The sequence below is a fragment of the Pantoea eucalypti genome, assembly GCF_009646115.1.
GTDB lineage: Bacteria > Pseudomonadota > Gammaproteobacteria > Enterobacterales > Enterobacteriaceae > Pantoea > Pantoea eucalypti.
On record NZ_CP045720.1, the window covers coordinates 638,852 to 664,090 of the forward strand.

Here is a 25,239-nt window from a genome sequence, read left to right on the forward strand (position 1 = left end):
TTTAGCCAACAGAATCAGCACGGTGAGATCTTTAACCTTGCTAAGTCAAATATGCAGCTTGGTGCTTTTTGTTAAACCTTCCTTATTGATTATCCTCTTGTGTTCATCAATGCTCAGGGTCACCGCTATACTGGCTTGTAATTGAAGTAGAGAGTTCTCTTCTACTAGCTGGCTTAGGAAAAGTTCAATCAGTAACGCTTCTAACGATAGGACGCTTGGTACATGTATTCTTGGGAGAAAGTGTGCGATGAGTAAACGGTTGTTCCGTCTGGCAACATGGCGCGCTCATCGTCGCGCGAAGCCTAATACTGAAGTGGTAAGGAACGGGCAGCCGGACGAAGGGATCGGGGCAGAGGCTCCTATTCGAAAAGCATCCGAAGATCGTCTCAGAAGGGCTGAATTTGCGGCTCGTATAGCCGACGTGCTTTCGGAGCTTAGTTTGCGCGAAGGCCGTGTATTTGCTATTCGCGGAGGGTGGGGCTTCGGGAAATCATCTCTTAAAAACCTCATTACCGAACAGCTCGATGATAAGAGCAGCGGAGCGGACTGGCTCGATTTCAACCCCTGGCAATGGGGGGACGGCGATGCAATTGCCAGCGCGCTATTTGGCCAGATAGCAAATAGCTTGGGAGGCGAGCATTCGAAGGCTGCACATGACCGTGCCGAAGCACTACGACGCTACGGCGCGATCCTAACCGGAGTCGGTAAGCCTCTTAAAGAGGCTGGAGGCTCAGGCCATCTAATCTCGATGGTACTAACAAATGCCTCAGTTTTAGCAATCGCTTCGGCCATTGGATATGGCCTTCCTACGGTCACAAAGGTTGCGGCTGTTCTTGCCTTTCTCTCAGTCGGAATACCTTTTGTTGGACGCGTGCTTTCGTATCTCGGGCGAGACCATACCGGCGAGTCTCTCGACAAGATACGCAGTTCGCTTGAAGCTCGCCTTCGCGAACTTGACCGACCGCTGGTTGTCTTTGTCGATGATATTGACAGGCTTGAGCCAGAACAGATTAGGATGTTACTTCGGCAGGTAAAGGCAAATGCTAACCTCCCTAACATTGTTTTTGTGCTCCTATTTCAGCCCAGTATCGTAGAAAGGGCACTCGATCCGGTCGCTGCCGACGACGGGCGAGCCTTCCTTGAAAAGATCGTGCAGGTTAGCTTTGATTTACCGGCCGTCCCAGCATCGTTCGTGCATCGTATGTTCAAGGAGGAACTCTCTGAAATAGCGGGCTCCTACGCGACTGAGGCCAACGGGTTCTCTCAGAGACGCTGGGGTAATGCTTGCATCGGCTGTATCCAGCCCCTGCTTCGCAACATGCGCGATGCACGCCGTCTCATCTCGTCAATTGCTGTACACATAACATTGCATGTGGTCGACAACGTATTCGAGGTAAATATTGTAGATTTCCTGCTTCTTGAGACTCTCCGGGTCTTCGAACCAGATCTCCACGATGCACTGTTTCGTGAGCGAGAGTTGGTTCTTCAAGAAATGCGCTTTTCCAGTGATGGACGACGAGAGGTAGACCAGGCTGCGGCTAAGGAGCTTCTTGAGACAGTCTCAGAGCAACGCCGCAATATCATTAGTAATGTCCTCAAAGACTTATTTCCACCTATTGAATGGGCATATGGAGGAACAAGATATGCGGACGGCTTCAATCGCCAGTGGTTGACTGAAAAACGAGTATGCACATCGCGCTACTTCCCACGTTATTTTGAACTCCAGACTAGTGTTGGAGAAATGTCTGAACGCCGTTTCGTTGATTTTCTCGTTGCAACAGCGACAGAGGATGAGCTCTTAGCTGCAATCACTGACCTCGAAGCTGATGGGCTGCTAGGTTCGCTCGTTGCGAGACTCGACGAATCCGTCGATCGATTACCCTTCGAGCACGCTGCTGTTCTGCTTCCAGGTATGTACCTACTCGCTGAAAAACTCGCAGGGACGAATAGCGGCACTTTCGATTCGTCATATATGGCAGCATGGCGAGCCACAAGTTGGTACCTGAAGCGCATTCCTGAGGATGTGCGAGGCAGTTTGGCTTTAGAGGCACTCCGTAAAACTGAAGCTCTATCCGTTGCCTCGCTCCTGATCCATCTCAGTGACCCCACTGATCGGAATGAGGGCGAGACGGGAGTCTTCGATCCGGCATTAGATTACAATACCGTTGTGGCAATGAAGACTGAATGGCTGCGGCTGATAAGGATACGCGCAGCAAATGGTGATGCGCTGATTGCTGAACCGGATCTCATATCCTTGCTCTATCGCTGGAAAAAATATACCGATTCAATGGATGAACCACGTGAGTGGATGATGAAAGCGATTCAAACGGATCAGGGCTTCGCAACGATAGTTACACGCTTGATGAGTCGTGGCACTAGCCACACATACGGGGATTGGGTCTCCACACAGCATAACAGTTTTAACAAAGAGACAATTAACGAATTTATTGGCATTGACGTGGCGAAAGCTAAATGTGATGCAATTAATCCTGCACAGTTCCCGGAGCACGAAGAATCTCTGCGAACGCTGCTTTGGCATCTACAAGGATGGCTTGGGTTAAGAGAAAACGACGCTTTCGATTTCTAGATCGCTGGAACGGCAAAAGCTCAAGCCAGAAGTTATGCTGTAGAACCTTAACCCATGTAGTTCATGCGCTTTTAGATATTTGGCCTAACGTACCATAACGCCCACGATGTTCGCTTCTGGCACAAAGCGGACGTTGTGCAGGTCAATGTCCGCTATGAGTGAAAAGCAGACATTAACGCTGATAGTAACCATCTATCTAAAATGGTTTCGTTAGCTGTTTTCAATGAGAGTGTGGTTTAACGACTTATAGAGTAGCAAATAGAATAATAAGCTATAACTAAAATAAAAGAATATTCAGCCGCAGGAAGTTTTCCAGTCTGATGCAGAAATAGGAAATGTTATGCCAAAATCAACTGATCCATTGGCCATTGCTTTAAGCCTCGCATATGATCGAGCACTGACAGCACGTGAAGCTGTTGAACACAGGTTAACAAGCATACCTCCACAGGAATTTTTAGTTCAGCGATGGCTCAATGAAACAGCCGCTATAGCGGCTGAACAATATTCAGGTTTTGATATAAATTCGTATCCGGTCCAGACTAGGATGCAAAGAGAGTGTGAAAAATTAAAGCGCTATAACGGCGAAATTGATGGTCGCCTTGTTAAGTATGCTGCTGCTTTAAAAGACCTAGAACAGTTAAAGAAAAAAATTCTCTCAGCTAAAGAGCGAGCGTCTTCTCTTGAAATTAAAGGAATGTTGAAATCTTGGCCGAAAATTTTAGTTCGCGATCCATGGCCTAGTTACTGGCCTCCCCAGAAAAAATACCTGCCTCGTGAAGCGATTGTTCATGAAGCGTTTTCTTTTATGAAGAATATAATTTTACCAGTTCCACCACAGCCCTCACTAACACCTTTCCATATAAAATTGGCAGGGCAAGAAATCGAACTTTTTGCTCGTTATCAGGAAGGGATAACATTTTTTCAAGCCAATATTTGCGCATTCAACGACCAAAGCCATTCTTCCCGTTGGCCAGCTATACTTGAAGTAATTCGATACGGTATACGTTGGCCACTTTTGGACGAATATCTTAAAGAAGCAGACGCGCCATGGCTTCCAAGGGAATTTGTAGATGAAACGTTCGGTCTCAGAGGTTCATTAACCCGCCGCGATGAACTTGCTGATGTAATGAATCAGGTATCTCAGGAGGCTGCTCATTGGTATCTCACTCATTGGACGGGGCGTTCAGTATTGAGTGAAGATTTTTATGATACATACATTATTGAAGAGTTAATAAGCATCGGACTTATAAAATGGGGGCCTGACATGCCAATATCTGAACTGATCCGTAACATACCTTTTTCTGAAGTTAAATATCTTTTCGCGTTTGCAGATTTACCCCCCCCAAGGAGCTACAACTTAGCAGTAGCTAGATTTAACGAATTGCTTGAAGCATACGGTAAAAATGAAATGACATATAAAATTAAAAACTTCATAGATGTATCTCGCATTATTGATGTGTTAGAGGTTGATGGTTGGGATAGGGAAGAGCGTCTTGGTCCCCGTGCCAGAGCTAATGTTTTAGTGAGTACATTGATTATGTTAGATGAAGGAGACTCAGGCCCGCTTAGTATAATTAACTTTAATACTTGAAGTAATGATTAACTAATGTGGCCTGTCCATTTGGGGGTAAATGCACTCCATGACATTGGGAACGGCCGCTTTTGGCACAAAGCGGACGAACGTCTGACAGATGTCCGCTATGAGCAAACAGCGGAAGTTGCACATTGTTGTAGCAAATGCTGAGATTGCTGTACCGGGGCGAGATATTGTCCCCCAATCTTTCAATGTGAAGCTGCAAGCTACTATCGCCTATTGCACTCAATTTTTTTGGATTAGCTTTTTACTAACTGTCCTAGCCTGCAGATCTATAGGGGAATTACTTTATGGTATGGGAGTTTAAACGTTTATTATTGCGTTATATCACACGTGAAGATATGAACAGTTTTTCAGGATCTATGGAAAACCTAAAACGCATTAATTCAACTCACGTGGCCCTCATGTAAATATTGAATCTTTGAAAGATGTGATGTAAAAATATTAAGAATATATGAGAAATATAGTTTTGGTGATTGGAACTTTTTTGAGAAATATAATACGGATCGAGTTATAGGATTTGATGGCGTATTTTTCAGCCAGTTCGATGAAAGGAAAACAAACAATATTGGAGATGAATTCGAACCTGATGCTGGGGGTAAAGGTTATGCAACAGAGCTTTCCAGAAGGGCGATACGATTCGGATTTGATGAGATCGGGCTTGATGAGGTTGTGTGGGGCGTTAGAGAAGACCACGTCACTTCAAGGAAGGATTGGAACAATCAGGGCTATAATTTTAAAAAAGATGGAAGACTTTGAAGCCCTGTCGCCTAGCTTGGTGTTTCATAAAAATCGGATTAACTGGATGATTGATCACTACTGGTTCATTCTTAACTTCATTCCAGTTAAGACATGCCAAGCTCGAGAAGACCTTTGGTGATATCATTATCAATTTAGCTAACATTATTGATCTCCAGGTTCTCGGCAATCTTGAAAAGGTTATGCTCAGGTTCTTGGAAGTAAGGGGTAAGTATGAGTGCTCGATATAGCGAAACATTGATTGCCAATTCCTATCATGTATTGTGGGAGCAATATTATGCGAAAAAATACAACAAAAAAAATTTGAGATTTACATTCCTGATTCAGAGGAAGTTCATGTTGGATATGACTTGGGATTCGCCCGGCCACTTAGTAAATTTAAATTCAAAGATGATCAATTTTTTGAATGGATGAAAAATAGGATAAGCAGAACATCATCAGCTGACAGCGCTTTCCTGATGGCATACTTTTATCAGTATAAAATTCTTGATTTTGTAACGCGACTATCATTAACACGAAACAAGTCTACAAAATATGGGCTTATTCAAAAAGGTTATAAAGTGAGCGCACCCGCATTCAGAGTAGAGCTTTACACTAAAAGGAAGCTATACGCCAATGGAACAAAGCGCCGGCCCTTTAGTCAGCATGATGCATTATGCCGTTTGGCAAAAATCAAAGGTGCTGACGTCTTTTACTGTTCTCCGAAATTTTTGAAGTCAACGGGAATCCCTCCCGTTTCAAAAAGAGTTCTCAGCGACCTTAACCTCGTTGAGGTTACTCACCAAGTTCCAACATATAGAGACCAAGAAACACACTATATCTACTTTCAGACCATTATGGGTGATAATGCGCAATGGTGCTCCCAGCCTACACCGGCTCATATTTCAAGAGAAATAAACCTTCCGCCTCTTCTTACCCCAAAGCAGCTATTACAACTTATGAAAGCTAACTATCTAGCTTGTACCAATGACGAAATCGATATCATTGAATTTAAAGAATTGCCCATTACTGAAGAAGACCTTCGCAGGGAAACTTTTTTGAGCTATTTGACCATGATGCCGGAATGTACAAAATTCGTTGCGTTCTCGTCATGAACACAACTCTCTCGAGACTAACTGAGGGGACCATGTGGAATGTAAGCATGAAATTTCTTTCCAGTTGTAGTGTAGACAGATTCGTTTCACAGGGCACCAGAGTATTATGCTAGCAATAATGACAGCTTCTGGCTCGAATAAGACGCACTAATTAATCTCTGGTCCGCTATGATCAAGAAGCGAACATTGGCTTAATGTCAGAAAAAAATTTTGTGATTGAACTTCGCCATTATGAACCCGGTTAAAAGCAAGAATAAAAAACACGCTGGCGGTAAATCGTATTCGGTTAAGTTCGCCTCCACTGGAGTTTTACCGAATGACGCAGCATTGAAACCAGCGCGTTCTGCCCTAGTGTTGGCCGTAATGCCCCCCAGCGTTCTCAATAAATAATATCGGCATCAGCTGAGAAAATCACCACATATTGTGTCTGCGGCGGCGTGGTGCTGTGGCTCGGTGATATTGGCGTATTAAAAAATGCAAGGAGAAGGGCATAAAAAAACCGCCTGGCGGCGGTCAGAGCGGTATCCTCACAACAAATTAACTTCCAATCTGATTGGGTCGGAAATTATCAGCAATACGTAATGCCTCGGTACTTCCTCCAGGCAGCATTCCTGCTTTTGAAAGTATATATTTAGGGAATTTTGTTGGGAGATACTCATGTCGGAACCAGCGACGGAATTCGGATAATGCTTCATTTGGATATGCATTAATCATCTGTGGGTTAGACGCTGATTGATTGAAATCATCAGGGTAATGATGTGCGCACTGTACACGTTCGCCAAAGCGGCGTGATAGACCAGAGCTAGTCCAATGGCGTCCCCAACAAGAGCCTACACTAATATCGGGTACGGTATACATATTCACAACAAGGCCAGCGGTAATAAGATCTACCATTAAACCTGCAATTTCATTAAATATAATGAAATGACCATCAGGCACTGTGCCAGTGCTTTGAATAATTGAAACTCGTTGATGGTAGGGGCCCCAAGGATCTTCCGGCTGGTATCGAAGTGCGCCGTAAATATAGTCGCGAAGTCCTACCCTGGCTAGTTCTCGATAGTATTGCTGTGCCGTTACATTCGATGCAACGTGTGATTCAAAAGCATAAAATTCAAGTAGAGCCATGCATACTATATCGGGGAAGGCGTAATGGATTGTTCCCGCTCGCATGACTGAGATAAAAAGGACTTGGTCTGTATAGCCGGCTTGCTGTAAATAAGAGCTAATAAACTCCATTCGACCACGTGAAAAGATGCCACTATGGAAACATTGAGCATATTCACTAGCTATATCAGCTATGTTTGTTGGACTTACGCCACATACTCTAGATAGTCCATTTTGAGTAAGGTATGGAATTCCATTTTCTAAAACACCCATTTCAATATTGTTAAACACACCTTCTTGTTTAACGCCAAGGTCTAACACGCCGAAATTTGTGTTTAAAGGCTGATTGGTTGAAGTCATAAAATATTATCCTTTTTAATTATTAACTATTTTTCCAAAAAAACAGCACGCAAGTGCCTGCCTTGAGACCTGAGCCTTTCCGCTTCCTCAATCAGAGGGTGTGAATTTTACTGATAAAGTTTTGATCATATCGGCTGCAGGAAAAAAGATGACTGTCCTATACGGCTTTAGCGTATTTATTATACCAGCATCGTTAAGTCTGACTAGGGCGGAATGGGTAAACTAGGCGTTTTACCGATTCCGGGTGAACAGCATAGGAAAACCGCCCCGCGGTGTCTTTGATGCAAAGTGCAATCGCTTGCATCCGCTTCTGGCACATAGCGGACTTGCAACGGGGTACACCTTCTGAGAGCGCATAGTGGAGATTTGCAAGGAATCACTGGCATCATAAAGTTTTAATCAACGTGAAGCTGCCCAGTGATCTTCGTCTCGGATTTTTCAAATACCAGCAGCTTACTGCCTTATGCAGACGCACAGTCACGTGCAAAGCCGGGCATTTCATCATCAAGCGCCTGCAGTGCTAACTGCCGCTGACTTCCAGTGCTGTTCACTAAGTTAAAACACAAGATGTGTGTCTTTTTCACACCAGTCAAGACATGCTTGTTTTATATAAAAAGGCTGATGGAAGGGTTTTCAAATTCTGATCATTGCGTTGTTTACCGTTTGACGATTTTGATCATTATCCAGTGATCAGAATTCATGATCGTATCCTTCAGCGATTGCCTTGAACAATCACATCCAAGGTTTAATCAACATTGGGTCAAAAAGCCCGATGGGAAAGTTAAACAGATACTGGCGGGCCGTAGTAACGTTCAAACCGTAGAAATCTGCATACTCTCTGACGTTACAATGCCTCAGCCATGCATCACTGTAATAGTTATCAAAATGCTGATCCCAGATATCACTCATTGGCTGTCGCGACAACTGACGATGCGCTGTACGTTGGGGAAGCTGATGCTCAGAAATGTATTCCTGAACCGTGTGTCGCTGCTGCTGGTGGAACTGCCGACGATGATAAACCCAAAACAGCACACGGATTGCTGCACCTCCACATTTATGCAGATTGTTGTACATTACACGTTTAGGGAGCTTACGCGCTTGTGCATATTGCTGCTGCGTTATGCCATTCATAATTGCTTCACGACGATAATTTTGTTTGTGGTAAGCCCACTGGATGCGCCACGTATCGCTCCAGAAGTTGTAGTCCTTGTAATGCACGTCGCACTCCATGGCAGGCAGCAGGAAACGCTCAAACAACTCATCCAGCGTTGCAGGCAGAGCATGCAGATGCTGCTTTCTTTGCAGCCGCTGTTCATCAGTCAGCGGCACAATTTCATAACCGGTTAGCCAGTCAATTCCGCCTGCATAAGTCTTCATCTTACGATTAAGAGAGTAGGGCATCGCAATTTTTGCATTGTACTCCTCTTTTATCTTTTCCATTTTTACCAGTCTTAATAGGTGCTTATAGCCAGCGTGCTAAAAGCCACGGATTAATTAAATTAGCCGGGTAGTTACACAAATAGCGGCTTGCAGTAGACGGATTTAGGTAATACCAGCGGCAATACTGTGAAACGCTGATATTGCATGGCCAGTAATATCGGTAGTAGCGCTCAAAATGACGGTGCCAGTGAGGGCTGAGTTGAGCGCTTGCCACAATGCTATTACCGTCACGCAGGCGGCCCCTGATTTTACTAAAACGCTGCAGCGCTCGTCTAAGCGCCTTCATTGGCAGTGAGGCAGCCTCATCCAATCGTTGGCTATCTTTCAGGGGCAGTGTCGCAGGCTTACCAGCAGAAGGCTGTGCGGAAGTGAAAAACGAATCCAGCTTTCCGGGAAGAGGGCAATGCGCTTGTGCCCGATCAAAATGGGCAATCTGAGTACGTAATTGCGCAGTTTTAGTGTGTTTGGCTTTTTTTAAAAACGGGTAATGCCGGGTTCCGGAACGCGTGATGTCTTTAGCAATTCTTTCCTTAGAGTGCCGCTTAGCAAAGTAACTAACCCGCAGTAACAATGCGGTCATAGCCTCAGTGTCGTTCTTTCGAATTAAGTAGTAACCATGCTTTGGAAACCAGACCGTTCCGCCCGTTGCTATTTTCCAGCAGCTCTCCACCAGCTTGTTAATTTTAAGAGGATGACGCACGCAGTTACCATCCACCATCAGTAAGTAATGATAATGCTGTGCTGGTGCCTGATTCTGTTCTCTGACCCAAAACACCCGAGCAAAGCTTTTGGGATACTCCTTCCTTAGAGCAGGAATCAATAGCTGATGAAAGCGGGTAATAACGCGGTTGTCAGCAGTGTACTGAGGCAGATGAAAATCATAACGGATTGCCAGAAAGCGAGAGCAACTGACATAGGTTCTATCAACTGCCTTGAACAAAGAATTCATGATCTTCACATCCTGCTGACATTCTTCAGGCATGACTGGCCAGAGAACATCGTCATACAGAAACTCGCCTTTAGCCCGGATATCCGGATAAACCGTACCGCGCGTAATATTATTAATTACCGGTTCCTGGTAGGCTGAATCCAGACTGCCAGTTTTGATGTTTATCATAGGGTTACGGCTGTATCAGAATCACGGATTGATAACGATTTGATGCGCTGGTTGTTTCAAATGGTTGCATCAGCAGATAAAAAGAAAGGCTGGAAATCCCAGCCCTGCTTAGAGTTTTAGCAGCAGTTATCGAGCCACTGTTCATACTGTGTGACTGTCCAGCCCATAGTTCTGCCTGCACGTTTTTTTGGCGCAGGAAATTCACCGCTGATTACCCAGCGATAAAGGGTGGTTCGGCTGCAATTCAGGAGGTCAAGCATCTCACATATACGGATCAGACGTTGAGGGCCTGGAAGGTGGCTGATAGTCGTTGATAAAGAATTGATGTGTTTCATGTTTAATCTCTCGGTAGCGAATCAATATGAAACGTATCTTAAAAACCGAGAGTGCTTGTGTCGTGGTTACCCTGGAAAGATACCCTGGATACCCTTACTAACTTTCTGAAATTTATTTATTTTTTATTTCGGGCTGCTCTTTGGTTTTTTTTGACGTCATGAATGTCGGTTTCTGTGCGAGTTAGCCAGCCCATTGCTTCACGCAACATCTTTAGGCATTTATCATCACTTATGGGCAATTTTTGCTCATAAGACCAAAATAGCTTCGCTCTCTGCACAACGAGTTCCAATAATTCGGTAGCAATAGGCAGCGCGCCTTTCGAAGAAATTATTCGGCCTTTGTCATATAAGCTTGCTATCACGGCTATAAAAAATTCTTCACGCTTCTGCGCATATAATTCACCACCCTCTACTGGAACCGCTAACCTTTGATTGAGATAGGCTATTTGTTTTTTCAACTCGTCATTTTCTGCCTGTAACTCTTTGACAGTATCGGGTTCTATCAATTCATTTGGCGAGATAGTGTTAAGGTCAATTTCCAGAACTGAAGTAATTTCACTGCGCAGAAAACCACAATCAGCCAGCTTATCAGTATTCATGACATCATCACTTACCGCCCGCAGTGCCGCCTCGGCATTAGGATAATAGTCAGGAGCACCTATGTTTGGCGCGCCATGTTTATCCAGGAGCTGGTATGGGGCAATGGGTGGAGTGTCATACCAGCTTTCATATCTGAACCAATAAAGCGAAGGCTGATGCTCTGAACGTCGATACTTTTTCAACGCTAAAAGACACAGGGCGTTGTAGCTCTGATCTGGATAACGCTGTTTGAGCTGTTCAAAAAGAGTTTTAACACTGATGAAGCGTTCTGTATCGGACCGGCGCGCGAGTTGCTCATTACGCAATTGCTGAATGGAATCGTCGAAACTCATGGCTTGTTTTTGTCCTGCAATCCTGGGGGGCAGATAAGGCTGTCTTAATGATTGAATGTGGATGGCTGTCAGGCTTTTCGAAAAAGGAAATCAGGTTTCTGGCAACCGGCCAGCCAGACATTTAAACCCATACTACTTACGTCACCCAGCCATTCACTTACGTCACCCACTACATCACCTGATTCGCGCCCAAAGAAAAAGGAGTCAGACGATTTCTCATCTAACTCCTTGTTTTATTTGGTGGCCCCTGCTGGGTTTGAACCAGCGACCAAGCGATTATGAGTCGCCTGCTCTAACCACTGAGCTAAGGGGCCAGCGGAGCGGGGATTATAAAGTATCTCTTCAGGGCGATCCAGCACTCAGCCACTGGTTGCTGAAATAAGCAGCAGTGATTTACCTGCTGATTTCTATAACAAATGTCTCTTGTCATGAAGTCGAAGTCGCAAAACGGCATGGAAAATGCTTATCCATGCCGTTAACTCAACAACACTTCAGCCGCTATGGGTTAATGCTGACTCAGCCCTGACGGTAGCGGGATGCTGATCGATTCCTTGAAAGATGGGGAACCATCGCGCCACGTGCCTGATCGTAGTCGTGCCACATCTGCAGATCTTCCAGCGCCGGAATAGTTACCGTCTCCTTGCTGTCGAGTCCGGCCAGCGCGGCGTCCACCATCTCATCAACGTCCATCAGCATTTCAGCCGGGATTTCATTAATAGACTGGCCTGCGCGATCAAAAATCTCTGTACGGGTTGCGCCGGGTAACACCGCCTGTACCTGCACACCGCTCTCCGCAAGTTCACGCTGCATGGCGCGCGTCAGGGTCAGCACATAAGACTTAGTGGCGTTATAGGCGCCATTGAACATCTCATGCACCAGCGACAGCACCGAGGCGATATTGATAATAATGCCGTGACCGCGTGCTTTAAATGCCCGGCCAGCCGCCTGTGCCAGACGCGTCGGTGCCAGAATATTTAACGCCAGCATGCTGTTGATGCGTGTGATGTCCGCCTCCAGAAACTCGCTTTCGACACCCATGCCTGCGTTGTTCAGCAGCAGCGTAATCTGTGCGTTGTTTGCGAGCTCTGACTCCACACGCTGCAGGTCCCGCTCATGCGTTAAGTCAGCCTTCATCACGGTTACCCGAATATCGTGCTGTTGTGTCAGCGCATCAGCCAGTGTGGTGAGTCGTGCCTGATCCCGTGCGACCAGGATGAGGTCATAACCGCGTGCTGCCAGTCGTTTTGCGTACGTTGCACCGATATCGCTGGATGCGCCTGTGATTAATGCTGTGCCTGATTTTGACATGTTTGCTTCCTCGTATGATGGTCGTCATAATGGTTATAAATATGACGACCATCATATGATTCGTCAAGCTGGAATATGATGAGTGTAATAATTACTATAATAGCCAGAAGCCATGCAGTTAAAACCGCAGGAGATGAGATGGAGAAGCAGAGCAGCAAGATGCAGACCCGCCAGCGTATCCTTGATGAGGCGGCGCGTGTGATGCGTGAAACCGGCACTGAAGGGATTGGGGTGGCGGCGCTGATGAAGCGGGTTGGCCTGACACATGGCGGCTTCTATGCACATTTTGCGTCACGCGAGGAGCTGGTTGAGGAGGTGCTGAAACATATGTTTGCTGAATCTGATACCTTCAGGCCTGCTAAATCCGTGACCCAACCAGCAACGCAGCTGGCTGATTTTATTGATAGCTACCTTTCCGAGGCGCATCGCAATGCACCGGCTCAGGGCTGTCCGCTGGCGGCACTGGTGAGCGAAGTGGCCCATCTTCCACAGCCGACACGGCAGATCTTCGCCCAGGGCTTCAATACGATGCATGCCGGTCTGGTGCAGATACTGCGTGAGCTGAGATTGCCGGATGTGGAAGCGCTGGCCTCCAGCATGCTGGCAGAGATGGTGGGCGCACTGGCGCTGGCACGGGCCTGTCCGGATGCTGAGCGGGCCAGTCAGATGCTGCAACGCAGTCGCGACGCGCTTAAGCAGCGTACGCTGGAGGTGGCGGCATGAGTGAGCATGCTATCCGCGACATTATCAGCTCCGATCTTGATGTGCTGTTCTGCGGCATCAACCCAGGTCAGTCAACGGCCCATCAGGGATTTCACTTTGCGCATCCCGGAAACCGGTTCTGGAAGGTTATTCATCTGGCGGGATTCACCCGGCAGCAGCTGAAGCCGGAAGAGGAGCAGCGCCTGACGGAAACTGGCTGCGGTATCACCATGCTGGTTGAGCGGCCAACTGTGCAGGCAAATGAGCTGGCGCCTGATGAGCTGCGGGATGGCGGTAAACGCCTGATGGAGAAGGTACTGGATTATCAACCCGCCGCGCTGGCCATTCTGGGTAAGGATGCATTCCGTCGTGCTTTTAAACAGAGCAAAGTCGAATGGGGCAAACAGCCGATATGTATGGGGAAAACCCAGGTGTGGGTGTTGCCGAATCCCAGCGGACTGAATCGTGCATCACTGGACGAGATGGTCGGGGCGTATCGTCAGCTCTGGCTGGAACTGCATCCGGAGAGTCACTGACGTCCGGCAGGGCAGGGGAGTGGCGCGAACAGGGAGGCATAAATAACCCCGGCGAACCGGGGTTTTTGTCGGACTTAATCGTCGAGGAAGCTACGCAGCACTTCCGAACGGCTCGGATGGCGCAGTTTACGCAGGGCTTTCGCTTCAATCTGACGAATACGCTCACGCGTAACGTCGAACTGTTTGCCCACTTCTTCCAGCGTATGGTCCGTGTTCATATCAATACCGAAACGCATGCGCAGCACTTTCGCTTCGCGCGCGGTCAGGCCAGCCAGCACGTCATGGGTGGCAGAACGCAGGCTCTCTGACGTAGCAGAATCCAGCGGCAGCTCCAGCGTGGTGTCTTCGATAAAATCGCCCAGATGTGAATCTTCATCATCACCAATCGGCGTCTCCATAGAGATCGGCTCTTTAGCGATTTTCAGTACTTTGCGTATTTTATCTTCTGGCATCAGCATACGCTCAGCCAGCTCTTCCGGCGTTGGTTCGCGGCCCATCTCCTGCAGCATCTGGCGCGAAATACGGTTGAGCTTGTTGATTGTCTCAATCATATGCACCGGAATACGGATGGTACGCGCCTGGTCGGCGATAGAGCGGGTGATGGCCTGACGGATCCACCAGGTCGCATAAGTCGAGAACTTGTAACCACGGCGATATTCAAACTTATCTACCGCTTTCATCAGGCCGATATTACCTTCCTGAATCAGGTCGAGGAACTGCAGACCACGGTTGGTATATTTCTTCGCAATCGAAATAACCAGACGCAGGTTAGCTTCCACCATCTCTTTCTTAGCGCGACGCGCTTTGGCTTCACCGATCGACATGCGACGGTTAATATCTTTGACCTGTTCAATGGTCAGGCCGGTCTCTTCTTCCACCTGTGCCAGTTTCTGCAGGGAACGCATCACGTCATCCTGCACTTCCAGCAGCTTTTCAGACCACGGCTTGTTCATCGCCAGAGCGGCTTTGAACCAGCTTTCGTTGGTTTCGTTGCCGGTAAACAGCGTGATGAAGTTCTTCTTCGGCATTTTGCACAGCTCAATACAGAGCTTCATGATCAGACGTTCCTGAGTACGGACACGTTCCATCATAGTGCGCATGCTGCCTACCAGGTAGTCGAACTGCTTCGGTACCAGGCGGAACTGTTTGAAGACGTCAGAGAGGTTCTGGATTTCGGCAACGGCAGCAGCATGACTGCGACCTTTGCTCTTAATCACGCTGCGGGTCGCTTCATACTGCTTACGCAGGTCAGAAAACTTCTCGCGCGCCAGTTCCGGGTCGATTGAGTTATCGTCGTCGGAGCTGTCGTCATCCTCTTCATCTTCTTCTTCATCGTCGTTGCGATCGGCTTCAGAAAGTTCAGAGCCTACGTGCGTTGCCGTTGGGGCAATATCTTCTTCTGCGTTAGGATCGACGAAACCGGTGATCAGGTCGGAGAGCCGTGATTCGCCTGCTTCAACTTTGTCATACTGATCCAGAAGATAAGTAATGGCTTCAGGATATTCGGCGACTGAACACTGAACCTGGTTGATACCGTCTTCAATACGCTTAGCGATGTCGATTTCGCCTTCGCGCGTCAGCAGTTCAACGGTACCCATTTCACGCATATACATGCGAACCGGGTCGGTAGTACGCCCGATTTCAGATTCAACGCTGGATAACACCTGAGCGGCAGCTTCTGCGGCATCTTCATCAGTATCGGAGCTGTTTTCGTTCAGCATCAGATCGTCGGCATCCGGGGCTTCTTCAACCACCTGAATACCCATGTCGTTAATCATCTGGATGATGTCTTCGATCTGATCTGAGTCGACGATATCTTCCGGCAGATGGTCATTGACCTCAGCATAGGTCAGATAGCCTTGCTCCTTACCACGGGTGACAAGAAGCTTGAGCTGTGACTGCGGGTTTTGCTCCATAAGACGGTATCCACACTTCTGTTAAATTAGATTGGTGTCGGTCGGCAGCGCGCCAACAATAAGCAGTGAAGGCGTTTAGTTCTTGCCGCTGCCTTCGTCGCGGCGTGGGCTTTGCCCATCAGTAATCGGCACTTAAGCCGCTTGTTAACTCTGTGCTAAGGGCCTGGCTTACTCGCCATTCTGTTCCCCGGCAGTGCTCGCTCTCCTCACGTACATCAGTACGCTCCGGGAGCTGTGCGCTGGCGGTAACCAGACTGGCATCGACGCCGACCCTTAAAATTCGTGCGGCTGCCCTTTCATGATTCGGAATGGACAGCATGCTGAAAACGGTTATTTCCTGGCAAACGCCTGACTGAGTGTCCAGAATTCACGGCGCTCATCGGCGCTGAGTCCCTGAGTGCGCTCACGCGCAATCAAAAACTCCAGGCGCTCTTCAAGAGCTGCATCATAGATGCTGGCCAGCGAGTCCTGAAACACCGCTTCGGCTTCTTCATCTACTATCATGTGGTTCCAGATCGCCAGTGTTTCAAGCGTCTGACTAAAATTTGTTCCGCGATATAACTCTAGTAGCTGACCGGTGGTCAATCCAGGATTCTCATTACAACGACCCACTAATTCAATAAATAGCGGTAAACCCGGCATTTTTGACTCAGACAGCCCATCCAGAGAAGGCACCATCGTGGCCAGTTGCGGGTTCTGAATCAGTAACGCAATCAGTACACGCATAGTGGTACGCTTCAACGGAGGCGCAACCGGCGCGGTTCCGCTTGCGGCCTGCTTCGGCATCAGCTTTTCAAGCTGATTATCGTCAAGAATACCCAGTTTATTCCCCAGCTCCTGACGCATATAAATGCGTAAGGTCTCACCGGGAATCTGCGTTATCAGCGGTAAAGCCAATGTGCTCAGGCGCGCTTTTCCATCGCGTGAGCTCAGATCCACCTGCGGCAGCAGGCTATCAAATAAAAACGAAGAGAGCGGCATCGCCTGCTCCATCCTCGCTTCGAAGGCGGCTTTACCCTCTTTACGTACCAGCGTATCCGGATCTTCACCATCGGGTAAAAACATAAAGCGTAGCTGACGACCATCATTCATGTAAGGCAATGCGGTCTCGAGCGCACGCCAGGCCGCTTCACGACCCGCTCTGTCGCCGTCGTAACAGCAGATCACGGTGTCGGTACTGCGAAACAGCAACTGAATATGTTCAGCAGTGGTTGAGGTGCCTAATGACGCAACGGCATAATCGATGCCGTACTGCGCCAGCGCAACCACGTCCATGTATCCCTCGACCACTAACAGGCGGGCGGGTTCAGGATGGTTCTTAACGGCTTCATACAGGCCATAGAGCTGACGGCCTTTATGAAAAATGGGTGTTTCCGGTGAGTTGAGATACTTCGGCGTATCGTTACCCAGCACGCGTCCGCCAAAACCAATGACGCGTCCACGTTTATCGCGGATCGGAAACATGACGCGGTCGCGAAACCGGTCATAGGTACGGCCTTTGTCATTGCTGACCAGCATGCCCGCTTCCATCAATGACTCGCGGTCTTCCGATTGCTTGCCAAAACGTTTGAGAACGTTGTCCCAGCCGGCTGGCGCATAACCTATAGCGAAATGATTGATGATGTCGGCGCTCAGACCACGACGCTCAAGATAGTCGCGTGCTGGCTGCGCACTGGATTGCTGCAGGCCCTGCTGATAAAAACCGTTCAGGTTCTCCATCAGCTGATACAGGCTCTGGCGCTGATGGCGTTCCATCTGGCTGGGCCCGCTGCCTGCTTCGTAAGGCACGTCTAAACCGTGGGAAGTGGCCAGCTCTTCAATACTTTCAACGAACTCCAGACGATCAAAGTTCATTAAAAAGTCGATAGCATTGCCGTGTGCACCACAGCCGAAACAGTGATAGAACTGTTTTTCGCCGTTTACGGTGAAAGAGGGCGTTTTTTCATTATGGAAAGGACAGCACGCATGGAAATTCTTACCCTGCTTTTTCAGCTTAACGCGGGCATCGATAAGATCCACGATATCCGTGCGGGCAAGTAAATCGTTGATAAATACGCGTGGAATTCGTCCAGCCATACGCCCCAGATTTTCAGCTCATAAACGGCAACAAGCCGCGCTTCCTTTCGGAAAGCACGGCCTTTTACTTGACTCTGTCTGCGTGAATCACGCGGTGGAGGCGAACCTCCGGAACGACTTAGTACAGACGAGTGCGGCGTGCGTTTTCGCGAGCCAGTTTCTTGGCGTGACGCTTAACTGCTGACGCTTTAGCGCGCTTACGTTCGGTAGTCGGTTTTTCATAGAACTCACGACGACGGACTTCAGCCAGAACGCCTGCTTTCTCGCATGAACGCTTGAAGCGACGCAGTGCTACGTCAAATGGCTCGTTTTCACGTACTTTAATTACCGGCATGTAACTCTCACCTCGATAAAATTCGGTTTTTGCTGCTGACTGCGGCGCCAGCACATTTCAAAATGGTGCAGCATTTTACTCCAACTCGCGTTGGTTTGTAAAGCACCAAGGATAATTTGAAACCAACAGGAGCGTTTGCCTGTGCGGCTGCCGGTTTTTCCAGGGGCGGGAGTATAGCGCACTCTTTAGCCGACAGAAAATGACTTTTTACGCCGGATGTCCGCGCTGCACATCCTATTGCTGTGATAAACTGCGCGCCGCAAGAATGAGGTGATGCAATGCGAATTCTGGGTATTGAAACGTCGTGCGATGAAACTGGCATCGCTATTTATGATGACGAGACTGGATTACTGGCTAACCAGCTCTACAGCCAGGTAAAACTGCACGCCGATTATGGCGGTGTGGTACCGGAACTGGCCTCACGTGATCACGTGCGTAAAACCGTGCCGCTGATTCAGGCCGCACTGAAAGAGGCCGGTCTGGCGCCGCAGCAGATTGATGCCGTAGCCTACACAGCGGGTCCCGGACTGGTTGGTGCGCTGCTGGTCGGTGCCACCATTGGTCGCGCCCTGGCATTTGCGTGGAAAGTGCCTGCGGTGCCGGTCCATCATATGGAAGGCCATCTGCTGGCGCCGATGCTGGAAGAGAATCCACCGGAATTTCCGTTTGTCGCCCTTCTGGTCTCGGGCGGACATACTCAGCTGATTAGCGTTACCGGCGTCGGTGAATATGTGCTGCTCGGTGAATCGATCGATGATGCCGCGGGTGAAGCCTTTGATAAGACGGCGAAGCTGCTCGGTCTGGATTATCCGGGTGGGCCAATGCTGTCGAAAATGGCGCAGCAGGGCACAGCGGGACGCTTTACCTTCCCGCGTCCGATGACTGACCGTCCGGGCCTGGATTTCAGCTTCTCCGGCCTCAAAACCTTTGCTGCGAATACCATTCGCGCCAATCCTGACGATGATCAGACCCGTGCTGATATCGCCCGTGCGTTTGAAGATGCAGTCGTCGATACGCTGTCGATCAAATGCAAGCGTGCACTGGATGAGACAGGCTTTAAGCGTCTGGTGATTGCGGGCGGTGTCAGCGCTAACCGCACACTGCGCGAGCAGATGGCGATCATGATGCAAAAGCGCGGCGGAGAGGTGTTCTACGCCCGTCCTGAGTTCTGTACCGATAACGGTGCGATGATCGCGTATGCGGGCATGGTGCGGTTAAAAGGCGGCACCCGAGGCGAGTTGAGCGTCAGCGTGCGACCGCGCTGGCCGCTGGCGGAACTGCCCGCCATCTGATGTGAAAAAAGCCGGCTTGCCGGCTTTTTTTATGGTTGAGATTTCTTTTTGCGCTTCCAGATCTTGCCTTCCTGACCCCGCCACAGCCGCTGAATATTGTCGTGATGACGCAGCAGGATAAGACACGAGAGCATGGAGACCGGGAACGTGAACTGCGGTTTGAACCACCAGACATAAAAGGGCGCGATCAGCGCGCTGACGATGGCACCCAGCGAGGAATAGCCGCTGAGTAAGACCGTTAACAGCCAGGTCCCGGTAACCAGACCGGTTAAGTCCCAGCCAATTGGCGCTATCGCGCCGAATGCAGTCGCCACGCCTTTGCCGCCGCGAAAGTGAAAGAACACCGGGTAGATATGACCCAGACAGGCCGCAATGGCGGTCAGGCCGAGATAAAGCGGCGTGACGTGCATCAGATAGGCCAGCCAGACCGGCACCATCCCTTTCAGCACATCAAACACTAATACGGTTGCTGCGGCGGCTTTACCGCCCAGACGCAGTACATTGGTCGCACCGGGATTGCCGGAACCGTGTGTGCGCGGATCGGGCAGGCCAGCGAGTTTGCAAACCAGAATCGCACTGGAAATCGAGCCGCAAAGATACGCGAAAATAATCATACCAAGCGCGAAAGCACTCATAACACCGTACCGTTCCCTTTAGGGTCGTTTTGATCTCATCAACCGTGGATAATACGCATAATCCGCCGGAAGTGGTATCCGGCTTAGCCAAAAACAGAGACCCTCATCATGGATATCGTATTTATAGAACAACTCACGGTGTTCACCACCATTGGCGTTTACGACTGGGAACAGGGCATACAGCAGAAGCTGGTGCTCGATGTCGAAATGGCCTGGGATAACCGTCTGGCGGCCAGCAGCGACGATGTGAAAGATTGCCTGAGCTATGCGGATGTCTCATCGGCGATCCTGACGCATCTGAACGGGGGGCGTTTTGCCCTGGTTGAGCGGGTTGCTGAAGAAATCGCGGATCTGTTGATGAACCGTTTCAGTTCGCCTGGCGTGCGAATAAAGGTAAGCAAACCGGGGGCTGTAGCCCAGGCGGCGCAGGTTGGCGTGCGAATTGAGCGCGGGACTATTCCTAAATAAATACGATGTGATTGCCATCACAATGAAACCAAACCAAATTACTGTCTGTCATAGCGTGTGCCGTTTCGTTACAGCAGGCGAAACGGTGTAGACCTTAAGGTTTAATTCAGGCTTATAGCGGCATAATTTCAGGCGATAGCAGTGCGCTACCGCCTTTTTAATGGTTTGAAACGGATAGAGGGAACATTTGATGGCAGATATTCATCAGCTTTGGGTAGCTGCAATCCTGGGCGTTGTGGAAGGGCTGACCGAGTTTTTACCGGTCTCTTCCACAGGGCACATGATTATAGTGGGTCACCTGCTGGGCTTTGAAGGTGAAAAAGCCGAGACCTTTGAAGTTGTGATTCAGTTAGGATCAATTCTGGCTGTGGTAGTGATGTTCTGGCGCCGTCTGTTTGGCCTGATCGGCATCCACTTTGGCGAAGTTAAACATGAAGGTGTCGGCACCGGCCGTCTGTCGTTGATCCACATCCTGCTGGGTATGGTTCCGGCGGTGGTCGTGGGTCTGGTGCTGCACGATCAGATTAAAACGCTGTTTAACCCGATCAACGTGATGTACGCGCTGGTGGTGGGGGGCGTTCTGCTGCTGGCTGCTGAGTACCTCAAACCAAAACAGCCGAAAGCCGTCGGCGTTGATGATATTACCTATCGTCAGGCGTTTATGATTGGCTGTTTCCAGTGCTTAGCACTGTGGCCGGGCTTCTCACGTTCTGGTGCAACCATCTCGGGTGGCATGCTGATGGGCGTGAGCCGTTATGCCGCGTCAGAGTTCTCCTTCATTCTGGCGGTGCCAATGATGATGGGTGCGACCGTGCTGGACATGTACAAGAGCATCGGTTTCCTGACAATGGCGGATTTCCCGATGTTCGCCGTCGGCTTTGTCACGGCGTTTATCGTGGCGCTGATTGCGATCAAAGCCTTCCTTGAGCTGATTAAGCGTATCTCTTTCGTCTCGTTCGCGATTTATCGCTTTATCGTGGCGGCAGCGGTTTACATGGTCTTCATGTAAACCCTGGGCAGCCTGCTAGTCAGGCTGCCTGATCGCCAGACCCTGCGCGACGGCGTCAATTCGTCTCCGCGTCATCTCTTCCCGCACCTCTGCACCTTTAAACCCTGCTTCGACGACCGCTTTAGTCGGCACCGCCTGCGCCAGCGCAAAAGCACGACGCAGATAGTCGCCCTGCGGATAAGGCATGCTCTCCAGTCCGGCCCGCCCACGAGCATCCGCTTCGCTGGTCAGCGCCATCTGCTCAATACGCTGCGGCTTACGCCAGGCATCGATCCGATCAAACAGCGCCACCAGTGATGCCGGGGATTGCCGTTCGATGGTGTGCACAATGTCGTGGAATTCGGTCACGATTAACGCCAGATCGCGAATCGCGTTAGGTACCCGCAGTCGCTGACACAGCGCCTCGACCAGTGGAACGCCCGCCAGTCCATGACCGTGGTGGCTCGGCCACAGCTCAGGCGGCGTCAGCGCCTTGCCGACGTCATGGAACAATGTGGCGAAGCGCACATCGATCTCGCTGGAGAGGGCTGCTGCCATCGCCAGTGTCATCAGCGTATGAACACCTGTGTCGATTTCCGGGTGCCATTTAATCGGCGCAGGAATACCAAACAGATTATCCAGCTCAGGAAACAGCACCTGCAACGCACCGCAGTCACGCAGAACCTGAAAATAGATCTGAGGATTACGGGCACTCAGCGCCTTTTCCGTCTCTTTCCACACGCGTTCGGCAGTGAGATTCGACAGCTCGCCGCTGTCGGCCATCTGCTGCATCAGTTGCTGGGTTTCGGGGGCAATACGAAAGTTGAGATGAGCAAAACGCGCAGCAAAGCGCGCGACGCGCAATACCCGCAGCGGATCTTCACTGAAGGCTTCAGAGACATGACGCAGCAGGCGCAGGGCAATGTCACGCTGGCCATTATAGGGATCGACCAGTTCGCCGTTTTCATCCTGCGCGATAGCATTGATGGTGAGATCGCGGCGCTGTAAATCCTGCTCCAGCGTCACGTCGGGCGCGGACCAGGTGACAAATCCAGTGTAGCCTTTCCCGTTTTTCCGCTCGGTCCGTGCCAGTGCATACTCTTCGCGACTGACGGGATGCAGGAAAACGGGAAAATCACGACCGACCTGTTGATAACCCTGCTCAAGCATGGCTTCGGGTGTGGAACCAGTGACAACCCAATCTTTATCTGTAACCGGCAGATTCAGCAGCGCATCACGCACCGCACCGCCAACAAGAAACGTCTTCACGCAAAACTCCAGAGAAAAAGAAATGATCTGCATGCCGTGCACGTCCCGCGCCTGAAATCAGCAGTGCATCTCATTTTATTGTTGCACAGATTCCCCGGATTGCAGACATGCCAAAAGGGGGATCCTGCGATCCCCCGCGAAAACCCGACAGAATGGGGTCAGTTCATCCAGCGATCGCTTTTCTTACGGCGCGGCAACATATGCGGCAGTAGCAGTCCCAGCAGCAGGCCGACACCCAGCACGCCACCACCATACATAAACCACTGCATAATGATGGTGCGCTGTTTGTCATCCAGCTGAACGTTGGCGGCGCTGACTTTCTTCTGCGCGACAATCAGCTCATTTTTGAGCTTCTGATTTTCGCCTTTCAGCCCATTAATCACGCCGTCGCTGCTGGCGACTTTGTTCTGCATCTCAGCGGTACGCTGGTTCCAGCTGTTGTCGATATTATCCAGCTTGGCCGTCAGATCCTTCACCTGCTGCTCAAGCTGCGGCACCCGGGTGCGCAGGCTCGGATTTGCGCTGAGCTGCGACAGAGGAATCCAGGTGGTGCGGCCTTCGGAATCGCGGATCTGGCCATAATGAGTATCGTTGTTGGTCTGTAACAGCTGAACTTCTTCCCCGGCATTCAGCTTACCGAGCAGGCGGAACTGATCGCCCGGCCCGCTACGAACCCAGGTCGAAAGCTCATCAGACACATAACGTTTTTCGTCGGCATGGGCAGGTGCAAGGCTGCTAAGGGCCAGCAAAGTGAGTCCAGCGAGTGTAATTTTTTTCATTCGATTTCGTTTGGCTTAGTCTGACTTAAAATTTACCGGCACAGTCTGGAGAGGCCTCGCATAAATCTGAATGAGAACTATCCTGGTCTCATGAGAGTGCGAAAAGGTCTGCGAAAGAGCAAAGAAAGCAGAGACAGCGCGGCTTCTGTGCATTAATCTTCGCCTGATAACCCCTTGCCCTCCAGGCGACAGCATGAGTAACCTGCTGATAATCGCCTGAAATATGCAGGAAAAACCCTCTTAAGTGCCAGCGGCGTAGTGAATAAAAAATTATGACCATCGAAATCGAACTAAAGTTCATTGCAACTCCACAGGCAGCCGGGGAACTGGCTGAACTGCTCTCCACTCTGCCGCATCAGCATCAGGCTGCTCGCGAGCTGACCAACATCTACTTCGAAACCGACGATAACCAGCTGCGACGCTGGGACATGGGATTGCGTATCCGTGGCGTTGATCAGCGCTATGAAATGACGCTGAAAGCCGCAGGGCAGACGCTTGGTGGACTGCATCAGCGTCCGGAATACAATGTAGAACTCAGTGAGCCAGTGCTCGACATTGCGCGCCTGCCCGCAGAGATCTGGCCGCAGGGCACCGATGTCACTGCGCTGCAGCCGCGCTTACAGCCGCTGTTCACTACCCATTTCCAGCGTGAAGTCTGGCTGATCACCGCAGGCAACAGTGAAATTGAAGTGGCATTTGATCAGGGCGAAGTCACGGCGGGTGAGCTCAGCGAACCGTTGTGCGAGATCGAATTAGAGCTGAAACGGGGTGAACGCCAGGATCTGCTGGCCTTTGCGCAGCAGCTGGTGGCGCTGGGCGGTCTGCGTATGGGCAGCCTGAGCAAAGCCGCCCGAGGCTATCAGCTGGCCCAGGGTAATCCACCGCGTCAGGTTGAGGCGTTCCCGCTGCTGAAAGCCGGTGCGAAAGCGACTGTGGAGCAGGGTATGGTCGCCTCAATGTCGGCGGGGCTTCGTCACTGGCAATATCATGAAGAAGTCTGGCTGCGTGGTAACGCGGCGGCGCAGGACGCAGTGCGCGAAGCGCTGGATCTGCTGCGTCAGGCGTTCAGTCTGTTTGGTGCGCTGGTGCCGCGTAAAGCCAGTAGCGCTCTGCGTCAGCAACTGACCACGCTGGAAGAGACGCTGGTGAATGAAGAGCAGGAAGCCACCACGTTCTGCTTAACTTCCCTCTCTGTTGAGACGCAACTTGCGCTGACCCACTGGCTGGCGGAATCGCAATGGCGTCAGTGGATCGACGCTAAAGGAGAAGCCAAGCTTCAGGGATCGTTTAAACGCTTCAGCGATATCATGCTGAGCCGTGTTAATGCCGATCTGAGAGAAACCTTCATTACGGTAAAACAGCCTAATGAGTATCAGGACAAAGCCACCCGTCTGGCGCGTCAGCTGCTGACGGTGCACCTGCTGGCGGGTTCTTATCCTGTGGAAACGGTGATGGCCTGGCTTGATCCCTGGCAGCAACTGCAGTCAGCGATTCACGAAAAACAGACGTCCGGATTAGCCTGGCTGACGTCGCAGGCCCTGAAACAGCAGCCGTTCTGGCTCACCAGCGGCGCTGCCCGCTAAGGGACATTCCGTCACGCCATCAAGGAGGGAG

22 protein-coding genes and 1 tRNA gene are annotated in these 25,239 nt (G+C 50.0%); 10 read left to right on the plus strand and 13 right to left on the minus strand.

All coding sequences use genetic code 11. The annotated features are described in order from the left end of the window. Positions 1–247 precede the first annotated feature (247 nt). The 4 genes from EE896_RS03075 (at position 248) to EE896_RS03090 (ending at position 6,034) form a co-directional block, all read left to right on the plus strand. Complete coding sequence (locus EE896_RS03075) at positions 248–2,587, plus strand: KAP family P-loop NTPase fold protein (protein WP_140916602.1); 2,340 nt, start codon at positions 248–250, stop codon at positions 2,585–2,587. Between the two features lie 340 nt (positions 2,588–2,927). Continuing rightward, complete coding sequence (locus EE896_RS03080; protein ID WP_140916603.1) at positions 2,928–4,178, plus strand: hypothetical protein; 1,251 nt, start codon at positions 2,928–2,930, stop codon at positions 4,176–4,178. Between the two features lie 516 nt (positions 4,179–4,694). Continuing rightward, positions 4,695–4,940, plus strand: a complete 246-nt coding sequence (locus tag EE896_RS22525; RefSeq protein WP_238343236.1) for a GNAT family N-acetyltransferase — start codon at positions 4,695–4,697, stop codon at positions 4,938–4,940. Between the two features lie 263 nt (positions 4,941–5,203). Then, positions 5,204–6,034: a hypothetical protein gene (locus EE896_RS03090; protein WP_140916604.1), complete on the plus strand. Its 831-nt coding sequence runs from the start codon at positions 5,204–5,206 to the stop codon at positions 6,032–6,034. Positions 6,035–6,571: 537 nt separating this feature from the next. On the opposite strand, the gene EE896_RS03095 is transcribed toward EE896_RS03090, so the two are convergent. From EE896_RS03095 to EE896_RS03125, 7 genes are all read right to left on the minus strand, one after another. Beyond that, positions 6,572–7,498, minus strand: coding sequence for a BstA C-terminal domain-containing protein (locus EE896_RS03095; protein ID WP_140916605.1), 927 nt, complete (start codon positions 7,496–7,498; stop codon positions 6,572–6,574). Positions 7,499–8,230: 732 nt separating this feature from the next. Then, positions 8,231–8,938 carry a hypothetical protein gene (locus tag EE896_RS03100; RefSeq protein WP_140916606.1) on the minus strand — a complete coding sequence of 236 codons (708 nt, stop codon included), beginning with the start codon at positions 8,936–8,938 and terminating at the stop codon, positions 8,231–8,233. A gap of 22 nt (positions 8,939–8,960) precedes the next feature. After that, entirely contained in the window at positions 8,961–10,055 is a 1,095-nt protein-coding gene (locus EE896_RS03105) for a YagK/YfjJ domain-containing protein (protein WP_140916607.1), read from the minus strand. 116 nt (positions 10,056–10,171) lie between these two features. After that, a complete protein-coding gene (locus tag EE896_RS03110; protein ID WP_072008762.1) occupies positions 10,172–10,390 on the minus strand; it encodes a helix-turn-helix transcriptional regulator in 219 nt (72 codons plus the stop codon). Positions 10,391–10,506: 116 nt separating this feature from the next. Continuing rightward, complete coding sequence (locus tag EE896_RS03115; RefSeq protein WP_140916608.1) at positions 10,507–11,322, minus strand: hypothetical protein; 816 nt, start codon at positions 11,320–11,322, stop codon at positions 10,507–10,509. A gap of 238 nt (positions 11,323–11,560) precedes the next feature. After that, positions 11,561–11,636: transfer RNA gene (locus EE896_RS03120), tRNA-Ile, on the minus strand. 202 nt (positions 11,637–11,838) lie between these two features. Beyond that, positions 11,839–12,630, minus strand: coding sequence for an SDR family NAD(P)-dependent oxidoreductase (locus EE896_RS03125; protein ID WP_140916609.1), 792 nt, complete (start codon positions 12,628–12,630; stop codon positions 11,839–11,841). 138 nt (positions 12,631–12,768) lie between these two features. Between EE896_RS03125 and EE896_RS03130 the strand changes: the two genes are divergently transcribed. Together EE896_RS03130 and mug are read left to right on the plus strand one after the other, a co-directional pair. Beyond that, positions 12,769–13,353, plus strand: coding sequence for a TetR/AcrR family transcriptional regulator (locus EE896_RS03130; protein WP_008925744.1), 585 nt, complete (start codon positions 12,769–12,771; stop codon positions 13,351–13,353). Beyond that, positions 13,350–13,868, plus strand: a complete 519-nt coding sequence (gene mug, locus EE896_RS03135) for a G/U mismatch-specific DNA glycosylase (RefSeq protein WP_003848430.1) — start codon at positions 13,350–13,352, stop codon at positions 13,866–13,868. The genes EE896_RS03130 and mug overlap by 4 nt, the downstream gene beginning before the upstream one ends. Positions 13,869–13,942: 74 nt before the next feature. Here mug and rpoD read toward each other — a convergent pair whose 3' ends face one another. From rpoD to rpsU, 3 genes are all read right to left on the minus strand, one after another. Further along, a complete protein-coding gene (gene rpoD / locus EE896_RS03140; protein ID WP_003848431.1) occupies positions 13,943–15,784 on the minus strand; it encodes an RNA polymerase sigma factor RpoD in 1,842 nt (613 codons plus the stop codon). 330 nt (positions 15,785–16,114) lie between these two features. Then, the gene (gene dnaG, locus EE896_RS03145; protein WP_140916610.1) at positions 16,115–17,860 is read right to left on the minus strand and encodes a DNA primase; all 1,746 of its coding nucleotides are present in this window, start codon (positions 17,858–17,860) and stop codon (positions 16,115–16,117) included. A 118-nt stretch (positions 17,861–17,978) separates the two neighbouring features. Continuing rightward, complete coding sequence (gene rpsU, locus EE896_RS03150) at positions 17,979–18,194, minus strand: 30S ribosomal protein S21 (RefSeq protein WP_001144069.1); 216 nt, start codon at positions 18,192–18,194, stop codon at positions 17,979–17,981. A 278-nt stretch (positions 18,195–18,472) separates the two neighbouring features. Here rpsU and tsaD point away from each other — a divergent pair, with 278 nt between their 5' ends. Continuing rightward, positions 18,473–19,486, plus strand: a complete 1,014-nt coding sequence (tsaD, locus tag EE896_RS03155) for a tRNA (adenosine(37)-N6)-threonylcarbamoyltransferase complex transferase subunit TsaD (protein WP_008925743.1) — start codon at positions 18,473–18,475, stop codon at positions 19,484–19,486. Between the two features lie 29 nt (positions 19,487–19,515). Here tsaD and plsY read toward each other — a convergent pair whose 3' ends face one another. After that, the gene (plsY, locus tag EE896_RS03160) at positions 19,516–20,121 is read right to left on the minus strand and encodes a glycerol-3-phosphate 1-O-acyltransferase PlsY (protein WP_003848436.1); all 606 of its coding nucleotides are present in this window, start codon (positions 20,119–20,121) and stop codon (positions 19,516–19,518) included. 108 nt (positions 20,122–20,229) lie between these two features. Here plsY and folB point away from each other — a divergent pair, with 108 nt between their 5' ends. Beyond that, positions 20,230–20,589, plus strand: a complete 360-nt coding sequence (gene folB / locus EE896_RS03165; protein WP_003848437.1) for a bifunctional dihydroneopterin aldolase/7,8-dihydroneopterin epimerase — start codon at positions 20,230–20,232, stop codon at positions 20,587–20,589. 190 nt (positions 20,590–20,779) lie between these two features. Next, positions 20,780–21,598, plus strand: a complete 819-nt coding sequence (bacA, locus tag EE896_RS03170; RefSeq protein WP_003848438.1) for an undecaprenyl-diphosphate phosphatase — start codon at positions 20,780–20,782, stop codon at positions 21,596–21,598. A gap of 15 nt (positions 21,599–21,613) precedes the next feature. Here the strand turns inward: bacA and EE896_RS03175 are convergent, their stop codons facing one another. Both EE896_RS03175 and EE896_RS03180 read right to left on the minus strand, forming a co-directional pair. After that, entirely contained in the window at positions 21,614–22,846 is a 1,233-nt protein-coding gene (locus EE896_RS03175) for a multifunctional CCA addition/repair protein (RefSeq protein WP_140916611.1), read from the minus strand. Between the two features lie 158 nt (positions 22,847–23,004). Then, entirely contained in the window at positions 23,005–23,625 is a 621-nt protein-coding gene (locus EE896_RS03180) for a TIGR04211 family SH3 domain-containing protein (protein ID WP_003848440.1), read from the minus strand. A gap of 272 nt (positions 23,626–23,897) precedes the next feature. Between EE896_RS03180 and EE896_RS03185 the strand changes: the two genes are divergently transcribed. Continuing rightward, on the plus strand, positions 23,898–25,208 hold the full coding sequence (locus tag EE896_RS03185) for a CYTH domain-containing protein (RefSeq protein ID WP_140916612.1): 1,311 nt from the start codon (positions 23,898–23,900) through the stop codon (positions 25,206–25,208). Positions 25,209–25,239: the final 31 nt, after the last annotated feature.